The sequence below is a fragment of the Mesorhizobium sp. NPDC059025 genome (assembly GCF_042739655.1).
Taxonomy (GTDB): domain Bacteria; phylum Pseudomonadota; class Alphaproteobacteria; order Rhizobiales; family Rhizobiaceae; genus Mesorhizobium.
Genome location: NZ_JBHYIM010000004.1, coordinates 261208 through 274601, shown reverse-complemented (window position 1 = coordinate 274601; position 13394 = coordinate 261208). Strand labels below are relative to the sequence as shown.

Sequence of the window (13394 nt, the reverse complement as noted above, 5' to 3'; positions counted from 1 at the left end):
CCCGTGTTTCGCAACAGAAAGCTTGGCAGCATCTGCTATTTCGTCGCTGACATCAGCCGCACCGAAACCTTCTATCGCGACGTTCTCGGCCTCGATATCGAGAACATGGGCGATGCAGGCGATGGCCATGACTGGCTGATGGCGAAAACCGCCAACGGCATCGAGCTGATCTTCTTCCAGCAGGAATCGCGGCCGGGCAATTCGCCCATCATCGTCTTCGAGATCGCCGAAGGCGGCATTGACGATGTCGTTGCCGGTCTGGCGGCCAAAGGCGCTACAATCGTCACGCCGGTCAGCCATGCCCCGGGAGGATGGTCGGCCGAAGTGGCCGATCCCGACGGCCACCAGATCTCGATGTACCAGTCGGAAGACCAGCCGCGTTCGTTGAAGACGTAGCCCGGCAGGCAACACAAGCATTCAACACGCCGAAACTTCGGTTTCGGCGTGTTGAAAAAACGGGATCAGGCGTAGCGGGACATGCCGAGTTCGCTGACGTCGATGTCCGGCTTCCTGCCCGATACGATGTCGGCCAGCACCCGCCCCGATCCGCAGGCCATGGTCCAGCCCAGCGTGCCATGGCCGGTGGAGAGGAAGAGGTTGTCGTAGCGGGTCTTGCCGATGATCGGCGGACCGTCCGGTGTCATCGGCCTGAGCCCGCACCAGAAGCTGGCCTTCGACACATCGCCGCCGCCCGGGAACAGATCGGTGACCGAATGTTCGAGCGTCGCGCGCCGCGCCGGGCGCAGAGCAAGATCGTAGCCCGAAATCTCGGCCGTACCGCCGACACGGATACGATCGCCCAGCCGCGTGATCGCCACCTTGTAGGTCTCGTCCATGACGGTCGATTCCGGCGCGCCGGCCGCATCGGAGATCGGCACCGTGATCGAGTAACCCTTGATCGGATAGACCGGAATCGAAAGTCCGAGCGGTTTCAGCATGATCGGAGAGTAACTGCCAAGCGCACAGACATAGGCATCCGCCGTCAGCAGCCCTTCACTGGTGTCGACACCGGCGATGCGCCCGCCCTCGGTGGCAATACCCTTGATCGCGGTGTTGAAGCGGAAGCTCACGCCACGCCTGGCCGCGTGTTCGGCGAGCCGTTCGGTGAAGATCTTGCAGTCGCCGGTTTCATCGCCCGGCAGGCGCAGGCCGCCAACGAACTTGCCTTTCACATTGGCCAAAGCCGGCTCAGCGCCGATGCAGCCGGCCGGATCGAGCACCTCGTAGGGCACGCCGAACTGCTTCAGCACCTCGATGTCGCCGGCAGTGCCGTCAAGCTGCTTCTGGTTGCGGAAGAGCTGCAAGGTACCTTTGGCGCGTTCGTCATACTCGATGCCGATTTCGCCACGCAGCGCCTTCAGGCAATCGCGGCTGTATTCGGCGATCGGCACCATACGCGCCTTGTTCACGGCATAACGTGCCTCGGTGCAGTTGCGCAGCATCTTCAGCACCCAGGACACCATGGCCGGGTCGACCTTGGGGCGGATCACCAGCGGCCCGAAATGCATCAGCAACCACTTGATCGCCTTGACCGGAACGCCGGGGCCTGCCCAAGGCGAAGAATAGCCCGGCGAAACCTCGCCGGCGTTGCCGAAACTGGTTTCCAGCGCCGGACCGCCCTGGCGGTCCACCACCGTCACCTCATGGCCGGCTTCCGCCAGATAGTAGGCGGCGGTCACCCCGATGACGCCGCTTCCAAGCACCAGAATTCTCATACGCCCCGCTCCTAGAACATGATCCCGAAAGTTGCGGGGTCACGACAAAACAACCAGATGGAGCAGAATGCCCTGGTGGCATTCGGCTCCAGCGCATCGGCGCCCGAAATCAGAATGATCTTCGGCAGGCGCGATGCGCAACCTCAAACTCGAAACGCCCTGGCATCCGAATGGATGAGAGGCGCTCCAACCCGGTCAAGCCGCCGTTGGCCCAGCCGGGTCGTCATCGGCCCCTGTCTGCCGGATTTTCTCCACCGCGCCAAGTGGTGGCACAATGCTATTGGCACTGTAGACCAGTCGGAGTGGCGGCCGGGCCTGTCGGGCGATGCTCGCGCGCCGCGCCGCTTCCGGCTGGAACAACACCTTGACCACCCGGATCGGCTCGATTTCGCCTGCCGGCCGTTCGACGAAACCGGCTTCGCCCTCCGCCATGCCAAGCAGCGAAAGTCCCCATGGCGTCGTCACCGGCAGGCTGGCGCCAACGACGCCGCGCACCTCGTTCTGGATCACGGTGCGTGTCTCCGCCGGATTGGCACCGATACGAAATGTGACGCGGCTGTTCATGGTCACGACATCGGCGTCGATGGAATCGAGCAAAACCACGCTGGCATTGGCAAGCTTCTTTTCGAGCAGCTGTGCAAGCGGATCATCCAGCGCGCGCCGACGTTCCAGCATCGTTTCCAGGATGGCGAAATCCTTGGTAGTGAGGCGGCAGGTCCTGTTCATGCCCGAGCCTCGACGCGATCCGCATGCGGCGGCTCGACGGCAACAATGTCGAGCGTCATTTCGCGACCGTCGCGCGTGATCCAGCGAACGCAGTCACCAACCGCGGCGCCGATCAGGGCGGTTCCCAGCGGCGTAAGTATGGAAATGCGTTGGGTGGCAATGTCGGCTTCGGCTGGATACACCAGCGTCATCCGCTGCTCGGCGCCACCGCCATTGCGGGCAAGGATCGTGGATCCCATCCGCACGACGGTGTCCGGCAGAGTTCCGGGAGCGGCCACGGTGGCGCGATCCATCTCGGAAAGCAGTTCTTCGGCGGTATCGGGCAGCCGGTCGAGCGATGCCCGCGCCAGGCCGGTCAGGCGGCCATGGTCATTGGCGGTCACCAGAATGGTGTCGGGCGGACGAACCTTGATTGATCTTTGCATGGTGGAATCCTTCGGGTTGATGATGCATCGGAACGATGCGTGGCCGGCCACACGCGCGGCGGCCCTTCAATCGAACCGACGCGCGTTCGCACCGCCTTCGGCTCGAAATTCAGTTCTGTTTTTGAAAAAAGCCCCGGTACGGACGGACGCACGAAGGCGTCCGCGCCGGGGCTACGCTCCCGCGATGGGGCAGATCCTGAAGCAGGTCTGGATATGGGCAAGGGTGCTCATGTCACGAGCCTTGCCGACCCGGCACGGCTTGTCAAGCATGACGGGATCGTTCAGCCGCCGACGTAGCGCCGGTGGAAGCGATGGCCAAGGCTGGTCAGCACCTCATAGCCGATCGTACCGGCGACATCCGCCACCGTGTCGAGCGGGTGAGACGGGCCGATGAGCTCGACCAGATCACCTTCCTTCAGACGTCCTTCAGGCAGCGCGGAAACATCGAGGATGATTGAATCCATCGATACGCGGCCGATGAACGGCAGCTCGACGCCTTCGAAAAAGGCGGCCGCCGAGGTCCGGCGATGCCAGCCGTCAGCATAACCCAGAGTGATCGTCGCTGTCCGGAGTGGCTCCGTGGCGTGAAAGGTGTGGCCGTAGCCGACCCCTGCCCCGGCGCTGATCTGCCGGGTCTGGAGCACCTTGGCTTCCAGCTTGATCACCGGCTGCATCGGGTTCTTGCGACCCGGCGTCGGGTTGATGCCGTAAAGAGCCGCTCCCGGGCGGGCAAGGTCGTGATGGTAGGGCTTGCCGAGGAAGATGCCGGAGGAATTGGCGAAGGAAAGCGGCGCCGGCGGAAGCATGCGGCGCAGCCGTTCGAACTCCAGCCGTTCCGCCTCGTTGGCGCCGTGCTCCGGTTCATCGGCGCAGGCCAGATGGCTCATCACCAGCCTGAGTTCGATGCCGTCGAAGGCCGACGGATCGGCTGCCAGCGCTTCGACCTCGACCGGGGCAAGGCCGATACGCGACATGCCGCTGTCGACCTGGATCGCCGCCGGCAGCTTCTTGCCAAGCTGGCGAGCGAGATTGCGCCAGGCGGCAAGCTGTCCGGTGCTGTTGACGACCGGGATAAGTCCGGCTGCCTCACCCTGTGCCTCCGATCCCGGCAGAAACCCGTGCAGCACGAAAATCGCTGGCCCAGTGCCCAGGGCATCGCGCAGCACGATGCCTTCCCACAGATGGGCGACGAAGAAGGTGTCGCAGCCTTCCTTGCGCAGGGCATTCGCCACCTGCACGGCACCAAGCCCGTAACCGTCGGCCTTGACGACGCCGGCGCAGGCAACGCCGTCGAGATGCGCCTTCAGGCGACGGTAGTTTTCGCGAATCGCACCAAGATCGATGGTGAGGATAGCGCCGGCTGCAGCCTCATCGGGCTGCGCGGGCAAATTGATCGGGTTGTCAGTCAATTCGGGTCGTCTAGCTCCGGAAATCCTGGCGGCATCGACCATCTTCGACCCCGTGCGGCAATACGATTGGCTCCCGCAACGGTTATGCCACCAGATGCCGGAAGGCCGCAACGACCTGTTCGTAGACCCTGCGTTTGAAAGGCACGATGAGATCGGGCAGGTCGCTCATCGGCTTCCATCCCCAGTCGTCGAACTCCGCGTCATGGCCGCCAGGAGGCGGATTGATCTTGATTTCGCTTTCGTCGCCGCGGAAGCGGAATGCGAACCATTTCTGTGTCTGGCCGCGATAGCGTCCCTTGAAGGCGATGCCGACCAGATCGCGCGGCAGGTCATAGTTGATCCAGTCGGGAGCCTCGGCCAGAAGATCGAGACTTTTCATCCCGGTCTCCTCGTAGATCTCCCGCCTGGCCGCGACGAGCGGCTCTTCGCCCTTGTCGATGCCGCCCTGCGGCATCTGCCAGAGCTGCGTCGTACCGGAAAACTCGCTGTCCGGTTCGGCGATGCGATGCCCCACCCATACCAGGCCCTCGCTGTTCAGCACCAGGACGCCGACGCAGGGGCGATAAGGCAATGTTTCGGGATCCACGAGTTTGTTCTTTGCCATGCTCACTTCCGCTCCGGATCGATCGCCACCGCCGAGATCGGCACGATCTCGACGCCACGTTTCTTGGCTTCGTTCACCCAGGACACGACGGCATCGACGGTGACGTTGAAAGCCGACCCGGTGCCGACGGCATATCCCTTGGCGCGCGCCGTCGCCTCCAGCTCATCGAGCTTCTTCAGGATGGCGCCACGCTCCTGCACGCCATCGATCGCGGTGTCGGCGATCGCCAGCGGTACGCCATCCTTCCTGGCGAGATCCGGCGCGATGCTGCGCGCCGACGAGCCATCGTCCAGATACCCGATGCCGCGCCTGGCGAGTTCCGCCATCACTGGCCCGAACGCCTGGGGATCGGTGGAGAAACGCGCCCCCATATAGTTCATCACCGCCGTATAGTTCGTGGTGCGCGACAACACCCAGCGCAGGTTCTTCAGGTTTTCTTCTTCAGTGGCATCGACGGTGAGTGTGCTGCGGCCGGGATTCACATTGGGATAATCGAACGGTTCCAATGGCAATTGCATGACGATCTCATGGCCACGCCGGCGGGCCTCCTGCATCCAGCGGCCGATGCTGTTGCCTTGCGAGGCAAAGGCGAGCGTCACTTCACCCGGCAGCTTGGCGATCGCCGACTGGGTGCCGGTCTGCGACACGGCGAGCCCGCCGATGACGATGGCGACACGGGCGCCGCGAGCGCCGGACCAGGGGCGGGCGTAGACATCGAACGGCCGTCGTCCGTCCGCCGAGCGGATCGGCAGGGGACCGCCTTCGCCGTCTTCGATCAGCGCCTTGTCGGGCAGGTGTGCAACGGACAGGTTCTGGCCGACGGCGGAAGCGTCCTGGATGACGATACCGGCCTGCCCACCCGTATCGGTTGGCTGAACGCGGATGATCTGCGGCCCGTCGCTCTTCTTTGGCTGCGCCGTGACCTTCGGTGGTGCCGCTGGCGTCTGGGCCACTGTTTCGACCGGCTTCGTTTCCTGCGGCACCGGCGTGGCGACGACCACCGGTTTGCGGAACGGTTTTTCACCAAAGGCAATCAAGGCTGACGCACCGACCGCCACCAGAACCCCCAGGACGGCAGCCACCTGACTGCGGCCCAACCGTCGCGCGGAACGCGGCGTGGACGCCCGGACAGATTGTCCGAGCGGGCGTTCGATCTCCTTGGTGAAATCAGCCAAGCCGCCAACCCCTGCCGCCTGCGCGGTGCGTCGATGCGATGCACCGCTTCCACAGAACGGCGACCCGCATTGTTCCTTGTCCTTACGCAATTCCGGATGGAAAACCGCAGCGCGGTTTTCCTGGAATCGCTCGGCGCAAGCCCCCGAATCAAACTGCCGGAACCTTGCGGTCCCGGCAGCATCGCATTGCTTGGTTCAAGCGGCCAGTGTCCTTTGAAAGAACCGCCGCTGACGCGCCAGCCTTACTGGTTCATCACCGCCTTGTCGGGGTTCGGCGGGAAGGCCGCATCAGTCTTTTCGCCGCGCAGCAGCTGCTCGGCGAAGATCAGCTGCAGGTCGTTCTTCGGATCCGGCGGCACATAGGCGGCGGAACCGGAGCCCTGCGAGCTTTCCTCGACGCCCTTGATGTGCCCCTTGAGGTCGGACTCGCCGCGGGTCAGGTCGCGACCCTGCAGTTCCGCCGGCACCGGCTGATCGACCTTGATGTCAGGCGTGATGCCCTTGCCCTGGATCGATTTGCCGGACGGCGTGTAATACAGCGCCGTGGTCAGCCGGAGCGCGCCGTTTTCGCCGAGCGGGATGATGGTCTGCACCGAACCCTTGCCGAAGGACTGCGTGCCGACGACCGTCGCGCGCTTGAGATCCTGCAGCGCACCGGCGACGATTTCCGAAGCACTGGCCGAGCCGCCGTTGACGAGCACCACCAGCGGCTTGCCGTCGATCTCGTCGGTCGTCTTCGACTTGGCGTCGAAACGGGTCACATCCTTGGGATCGCGGCCACGCGTCGAAACGATCTCGCCGCGCTTCAGGAACGCGTCCGAAACCGACACAGCCTGGTCGAGCAGGCCACCCGGATTGAGCCGCAGGTCGAGCACATAACCCTTCAGCTTGTCCTTCGGTACCTGTTTCTTGATCTCAGCGATTGCGTTCTGCATATCGTCATAGGTCTTCTCGGTGAAAGACGTGATCTTCATATAGCCGATGTCGTTCTCGACGCGGAACTTCACTGCCTTGACCTTGATGATGTCGCGCACGACCGTCAGTTCGATCGGCTTGTCGGCACCCTGGCGCAGGATGGTCAGCTTGATCGGCGTGTTGACCGCGCCGCGCATCTTGTCGACGGCGTCGTTGAGTGTCAGGCCGCGCACTTCGTCGCCATCGATCTTGGCGATGTAGTCGCCGGCCATGACACCCGCCTTGGCTGCCGGCGTATCGTCGATCGGGGTGATGACCTTGACCAGGTCGTTCTCCATCGTGACCTCGATGCCGAGGCCGCCGAACTCGCCCTTGGTCTGCACGCGCATGTCCTGCGCCTGCTCGGAGTTCATGTAGGACGAATGTGGGTCGAGCGACGACAGCATGCCGTTGATGGCATTTTCGACCAGCGACTTGTCATCCGGCGGCGTCACGTATTGCGCGCGCACGCGCTCGAAGATATCGCCGAAAATGGCGAGTTGCTTATAGGTGTCGGAGCCTGCCGCGTTCGCCGCCGAGCTTGGAACCCCATAAACCAGGCTCATGGCAGACGCGCCCATCAGCGCGCCGGCAACCAAGAGCGACAGTTTCCGCATCATCTTACGTCCTTCCAGAGAATCGCTCCGCCCACCATGGGTTAGGATCGACGGGTTTTCCATCCTTGCGGAACTCGATGTAGAGCTCCAGCGTGGTATTTCCATTCTGCGTTGCCGATGTGCTCGCTACGCGGGCCTCGCCCATGGTTCCGATCGGCTCGCCCGCGAGCACGGCCTGGCCTGCCGCTACGTTCAATTTGCTCATTCCCGCCAGAACGACATGATAACCGTCGCCAGCATTCAGGATCAAGAGTTGTCCATAGGAACGAAATGGTCCTGCATAGAGGACACTCCCATCCGCCGGTGCCGTGACGATGGCGCCCGATTGTGTCGCAACCATGTCGCCCTGCATGGTGCCGCCGGTGCCGTCCTCGCCTCCGAAACGGCGGCGCACCTTGCCGGTCACCGGCAACGACACCTGCCCCTGCATCGCCGAGAATGGCACGGACGAAGCGAGGCGGTTGGCTTCCGGGACCGCAGCGGCCGCTTCCCTGGCATCCGCGTCAGCCTGGGAGGCCGCATTCTGCCTGGCTTTTTCGTCCGCCTTGCGGGTTTTTTCCGCTTCGGCATCCAGAGAGGCGATCAGGTCTTTGAGGCTTGAGGCCTTTGCCGCCAGCTCATGCGCCTTCTTTTGTTCGTCCGCCAAGGCTGTTTCGGTCTCGGTCTGCAACCGTCCCTTGGCCTGAAGCAGCAGATTGAGCCGCTGCTTCTCGGCCAGTTGATCGGTGACCGCCACGGCCAGCCGCGTGCGCTCCGCCTCGATCGAGACCGTCACCCGCGACAGTTCCTTCAACTCGGTCATGACGATGTCGGCCCGGTGCCGCAGTTCCGGCACCACCGCACCCAGAAGAATGGCGCTGCGTACCGAAGACAGCGCATCTTCCGGCTTCACCAGGATGGCCGGAGGCGGGTTGAGTCCCATGCGCTGCAGCGCGCCGAGCACCTCCGCCAGCACGTCGCGGCGAGCGGCGAGCGATTCGCGCAGCTTCTTTTCCTGGTCCTTCAGGCCGCCGAGTTTGCCGCTGATGTCTTCGATATCCTGGCCAAGCTTCTGCTCGGTTTTGGCCGATTGAATCAGTGCCGCCGTGATCGAGGCCGAATCCTTCTTCACCGTCGCGATATCGGCGGCCAGTTTGCTCAGGCGTTCGGCGGAAAGCGTGATCTCCTTGGAAATCCGCTCATATTCGACGCGGCTTTCTTCCGCACCGGTCGTGGTTTCCAGTGTGTTTTCCGCCCGCGCCGAAAACGACACGACAAGCGCGGCAGCAACCAGGCAGCCGCGCATGAAGCGGGGTTTCGATTTCGCACGCTCAAACATGGAAGCCTGACTGTATTTCCGGCTTCGTTAACGAACCATCAACCATAAATGTCCGCTCGCCCCGACCCGCGCGCCTTCTCGGACCGCAATGGGGCAAAAATCGGTCCACTACGCTGCTATCATGAACGGTGGTATGGATGCCCGGCAAGGATCGTTCCAGCCCGGTAAAGCTGTTCGCCCAGCATGACACGCACCAGCTGATGCGGCCAGGTCATGGCACCCAGCGACACCACCAGATCGGCCTGATCGCGCAGCGACTGATCGTGACCGTCGGCGCCACCAATGGCAATGACCACCGCCTTGCGGCCGCCGTCGCGGAACAGCCCGATGCGACCGGCGAACTCTTCGGAGGAAAAAGACCGCCCCCGCTCGTCGAGCAGGATCAGCGCGCCGCCGGGCTGCAATTGGGTCTGCAGCTTCTGGCCTTCCTCGCGCCGGCGTTCGCTGGCGGTCTGGCCGCGACTCTCCGGGATTTCGGTGACACCGGAAAATTCAAGCCCGAGCGCGGGACCGCTCTTGGCGAAGCGGTCGAAGTAACGAGCTGCCAAATCTCTTTCGGGGCCGGCTTTCATCCGGCCCACGGCATGTATGATGATCTTCATCCCTGCCTCTAGAGCGTTTCCGTTTTTAACGGAAACGCGGAAACGCTCCGACCCTTAGTTTCCATGCAATTCCGAACGGAAAACCGCTGAGCACTTTTCCTGGAATTGCTCCAAGGAACCTTGCGGCTCAGTGGAGGGTCTCTTCCTCGAGATCGGGTGCCTGCCACATCTTTTCAAGATTGTAGAAGTCACGCACCTCGGGTCGGAAGACATGGACGATGATATCGCCTGAATCGATCAGCACCCAGTCGGCGCTCGCCAGCCCCTCGACGCGCGCGTCGCCATAACCGGCGTCCTTGAGCGCTTTGAGGAGGTGATCGGCTACCGCCGTGACATGACGGTTCGACCGGCCCGACGCGATGACCATGTAGTCGCCGAGGCTCGATTTTCCCTGGATGTCGATGGAGACGATGTTTTCGGCCTTGGAGTCTTCCAGACTGGCAAGGACTGTCTTGATGGCGCGGGCCGAGGCGTCGATGCCGCCTATCCCGGCCGCCGAAGGCACGATGTCGGCCTTCTTCCGCAGTGCTGTTCTCAGTGTCTTTCCTTTCGCGACAAGAACAACGAAGTCACCAACCAAATCAGGTGACGCTAAATAGATAGGCAGAGTCGCATTGCAGTTTCAAGACAAGCTGGAGCACACTCGTCACAAACCAATCATCAAAGCGCTGATCTATCTTGCAAAACTGCTATTTCTTTGCCGCTTTCCGGATCGCGGTGGACGACAGCAGCGAGCGTGGGCCGTGGATGAAGGTCCAGGCCGGCGCCCGCATGTGCGCCAGGATGGGCGCATCGCCCTCGTCGACCCGGGCGTAGTCGAACGTCTTGGCGACCACCGACGACAGGAAGGACAGGGTTGCTCCGGGCCGGTCGATGACGGCGATCGGGAAGGTCATGGCGATCTGGCGCCAGCGTTGCCAATGGTGGAAGTCACGCAGCGAATCCGCCCCCATGATCCAGACGAAATCGACCCCCGGATTCTTTGCCCGCACCAGCGCCAGCGTGTCGGCGGTGTAGCGGATGTGATGGCTGGCCTCGAACGCCGTCACCTTGATGCGCGGGTTCCTGGTAATCTTTTCCGAAAGGCGGATGCGCTCGGCGAGCGGCGCGAGTTCGCGCGTGCTCTTCAACGGATTTCCCGGCGTGACGATCCACCAGAGCTGGTCGAGGGCGAGCTTCCTCAGCGCGATCTCGGCTACGAGCGAATGGCCGGCATGCGGTGGGTTGAACGAGCCGCCGAACAGCCCGACCTGCATGCCCTTTTCGACATAGGGCATGCGCAGATATTGCACGGGAACGCCGTCGTTCTTGCGCAGGGGTTCAGTCCCTTGGCCGATGCCGGTCGGAGGTCCGTCCGATTTCAAATTCTGGTCCCCAACCGCTTTCCAGGACGCAGGCGCGGCCCTAGGCCCGCACCTGACCGTTGCCGCGCACGCGATATTTGAACGAGGTGAGCTGCTCCACGCCGACCGGCCCGCGCGCATGCATCTTGCCGGTGGCGATGCCGATCTCGGCGCCCATGCCGAATTCGCCGCCGTCGGCGAATTGCGTCGAGGCGTTGTGCAGCAGGATGGCGGAATCGATCTCGTTGAAGAACCGTTCCACGGTCGCGGCGTCCTCGGCGACGATCGCCTCGGTGTGATGCGAGGAGAACGTTTCGATATGGTCGATGGCGCTGCCGACGCCGTCGACGAGTTTCACCGCGATGATGGCGTCGAGATATTCCGTCACCCAGTCGGCATCCGTCGCCGGCTTTGCATCGGAGAAAGCCCTCAGCACATCGGCATCGGCGTGGATTTCGCAGCCGGCGGCGCGCAGGGCTTCCAGCACCGGAACGAGATGCGTGGAAGCGACGGCGCGATCGACCAGCAGCGTTTCCGCCGCTCCGCAGATGCCGGTGCGCCGCATCTTGGCGTTGACCGCGATCTTCACCGCCATGTCGAGATCGGCCGACTTGTCGATATAGAGATGGCAGATGCCTTCCAGATGCGCGAACACCGGAACACGCGCCTCGCTCTGCACGCGCTCGACAAGGCTGCGCCCGCCACGCGGAATGATCACGTCCAGGTTGCCGGACAAGCCCTTCAGCATTTCGCCGACCGCGGCGCGATCGGTGGTCGGCACCAGCTGGATCGCCTCCTGCGGCAATCCGGCGGCCTTCAGCCCTTCGACCAGGCAGGCATGGATGGCGGCTGACGAATTGATCGAGTCGGACCCGCCGCGCAGGACGACGGCATTGCCGGCCTTCAGACACAATGCCCCCGCGTCCGCCGTCACGTTCGGGCGGCTCTCATAGATGACGCCGATGACGCCAAGCGGCGTGCGCACACGCTCGATATGCAGGCCGTTGGGCCGGTCCCATTCGGTGATGACGTCGCCGACCGGATCCTTCAGCGCCGCGATCTCGCGAATGCCGTCGCTCATCGCGCGGATGCGCGCCGCATCGAGCTTCAGCCGGTCCATGAAGGATGGCGACAGCCCGGCTTCCTCGCCATTCGCCACATCGATGGCATTGGCTTCCAGGATCGTCTTTTCGTTGCGCAGGATGGCATCCGCCATGGCGGAGAGAGCGGCATTCTTGGCAATGGTGGAGGCGATCGCCAGTGGTCGCATCGCAGCCCGTGCCTTGCGGCCGATTGCCGCCATCAGCTGGGCCGTGTCGGCGACCGGCCCGTCATGCAGCTTCAGCATGCTCATTCTCCACTTTGCGCGCCAGCCCCACCTTGAACACCAGCATGGCTGACCACCAGGTCGTCGCGGTGGATCATTGCCGAACGCGCCTCATAGCCGAGCACCGTTTCGATCTCGGCCGTCTTGAGACCGGCGATTCTTACGGCATCGGCGGCATCATAGGCAACAAGGCCCCGCGCGATCTCGCGGCCCTCTGGCGACAGGATCGCCACCGTATCGCCGCGCGCGAAATTGCCGCTCACCAGCTTGACGCCCGCTGGCAGCAACGACTTGCCCGACATCAGCGCACCGACGGCGCCGGCATCGACGGTCAATCGCCCTGCCGGCTCCAGCTGGCCGGCGATCCAGGTCTTGTAACCCTTCACCGGCGTCGGGCTGGGCTTGAAGAAGGTGGCGCGCTCGCCGCGTTCGATCGCCATCAGCGGCGACAGCCGCGTGCCCGAGGTGATCACCATGGCGGTACCCGCCGCATTGGCGATCTTGCCTGCGTCGAGCTTGGTGCGCATGCCGCCGCGCGACAATTCGGAAGCCGCGGCACCCGCCATCGCTTCGATATCCGGCGTGATGCGCTCGACCACCGGAATGAACGCGGCATTGGGATCGCGCGCCGGTGGCGCCGTGTAAAGCCCATCGATGTCGGAGAGCAGCACCAGCAGGTCCGCCCCCATCATGGTGGCCACCCGCGCAGCCAGGCGGTCGTTGTCGCCATAGCGTATCTCGGACGTCGCCACCGTGTCGTTCTCGTTGATGACGGGTATGGCCTTCATCTTGAGCAAGGTCGAGATGGTGGCACGTGCGTTGAGATAGCGCCGGCGCTCTTCGGTATCGCCCAAGGTGAGCAGGATCTGGCCGGACTTCAGGCCATGGCCGCCCAGGGCATCGGACCACGCGCCGGCCAGGGCGATCTGCCCGACGGCGGCAGCGGCCTGGCTTTCCTCCAGCTTCAACGCCCGTTTGCCAAGCCCCAGGATCGTGCGGCCAAGCGCGATGGCGCCCGAGGACACGACGAGCACTTCAGCGCCACCAGCCGCCAGTGTGCCGACATCCTGTGCCAGCGAGGCCAGCCATTCGCGTTTCAGCCCGGTGGTGCGGTCGACCAGCAGCGCCGAACCGATCTTCACCGTGATGCGGCGGTATTTCTTCAGAGACTGCACGGAC

General features: G+C 63.5%; 14 protein-coding genes. 1 reads left to right on the top strand and 13 read right to left on the bottom strand.

Going from position 1 to position 13394, the window contains the following annotated elements; all coding sequences use genetic code 11:
• Positions 1 to 3 precede the first annotated feature (3 nt).
• Positions 4 to 396: a VOC family protein gene (locus ACFWYE_RS12600; RefSeq protein ID WP_379111711.1), complete on the top strand. Its 393-nt coding sequence runs from the start codon at positions 4 to 6 to the stop codon at positions 394 to 396.
• Positions 397 to 461: 65 nt separating this feature from the next.
• Here ACFWYE_RS12600 and ACFWYE_RS12595 read toward each other — a convergent pair whose 3' ends face one another.
• From ACFWYE_RS12595 to proB, 13 genes are all read right to left on the bottom strand, one after another.
• Positions 462 to 1715, bottom strand: a complete 1254-nt coding sequence (locus ACFWYE_RS12595) for a D-amino acid dehydrogenase (protein ID WP_379111709.1) — start codon at positions 1713 to 1715, stop codon at positions 462 to 464.
• 195 nt (positions 1716 to 1910) lie between these two features.
• Positions 1911 to 2441: a nucleoside-diphosphate kinase gene (locus tag ACFWYE_RS12590; RefSeq protein WP_379065650.1), complete on the bottom strand. Its 531-nt coding sequence runs from the start codon at positions 2439 to 2441 to the stop codon at positions 1911 to 1913.
• Positions 2438 to 2866 (bottom strand): nucleoside diphosphate kinase regulator, encoded by a 429-nt coding sequence (rnk, locus tag ACFWYE_RS12585; protein ID WP_379065648.1) that lies wholly within the window; start codon positions 2864 to 2866, stop codon positions 2438 to 2440. Before rnk ends, ACFWYE_RS12590 begins: the two co-directional genes overlap by 4 nt.
• 281 nt (positions 2867 to 3147) lie before the next feature.
• A complete protein-coding gene (gene alr / locus ACFWYE_RS12580) occupies positions 3148 to 4275 on the bottom strand; it encodes an alanine racemase (protein WP_379111707.1) in 1128 nt (375 codons plus the stop codon).
• Between the two features lie 82 nt (positions 4276 to 4357).
• Positions 4358 to 4879: an RNA pyrophosphohydrolase gene (locus ACFWYE_RS12575; protein WP_379111705.1), complete on the bottom strand. Its 522-nt coding sequence runs from the start codon at positions 4877 to 4879 to the stop codon at positions 4358 to 4360.
• Between the two features lie 2 nt (positions 4880 to 4881).
• Entirely contained in the window at positions 4882 to 6054 is a 1173-nt protein-coding gene (locus tag ACFWYE_RS12570) for a divergent polysaccharide deacetylase family protein (protein WP_379111703.1), read from the bottom strand.
• Between the two features lie 242 nt (positions 6055 to 6296).
• Positions 6297 to 7628, bottom strand: coding sequence for a S41 family peptidase (locus ACFWYE_RS12565; RefSeq protein WP_379065638.1), 1332 nt, complete (start codon positions 7626 to 7628; stop codon positions 6297 to 6299).
• 1 nt (position 7629) lies between these two features.
• On the bottom strand, positions 7630 to 8943 hold the full coding sequence (locus ACFWYE_RS12560; protein ID WP_379111702.1) for a murein hydrolase activator EnvC family protein: 1314 nt from the start codon (positions 8941 to 8943) through the stop codon (positions 7630 to 7632).
• 119 nt (positions 8944 to 9062) lie between these two features.
• Positions 9063 to 9545, bottom strand: coding sequence for a 23S rRNA (pseudouridine(1915)-N(3))-methyltransferase RlmH (gene rlmH / locus ACFWYE_RS12555; protein ID WP_144222844.1), 483 nt, complete (start codon positions 9543 to 9545; stop codon positions 9063 to 9065).
• 127 nt (positions 9546 to 9672) lie between these two features.
• Positions 9673 to 10050 carry a ribosome silencing factor gene (gene rsfS, locus ACFWYE_RS12550; protein ID WP_129412637.1) on the bottom strand — a complete coding sequence of 126 codons (378 nt, stop codon included), beginning with the start codon at positions 10048 to 10050 and terminating at the stop codon, positions 9673 to 9675.
• A gap of 184 nt (positions 10051 to 10234) precedes the next feature.
• Positions 10235 to 10822, bottom strand: a complete 588-nt coding sequence (locus ACFWYE_RS12545) for a nicotinate-nucleotide adenylyltransferase (protein WP_129416156.1) — start codon at positions 10820 to 10822, stop codon at positions 10235 to 10237.
• A 127-nt stretch (positions 10823 to 10949) separates the two neighbouring features.
• Positions 10950 to 12236, bottom strand: coding sequence for a glutamate-5-semialdehyde dehydrogenase (locus tag ACFWYE_RS12540; RefSeq protein WP_379111700.1), 1287 nt, complete (start codon positions 12234 to 12236; stop codon positions 10950 to 10952).
• 2 nt (positions 12237 to 12238) lie between these two features.
• Positions 12239 to 13390 carry a glutamate 5-kinase gene (proB, locus tag ACFWYE_RS12535; RefSeq protein WP_379111985.1) on the bottom strand — a complete coding sequence of 384 codons (1152 nt, stop codon included), beginning with the start codon at positions 13388 to 13390 and terminating at the stop codon, positions 12239 to 12241.
• Between the last annotated feature and the right edge of the window lie 4 nt (positions 13391 to 13394).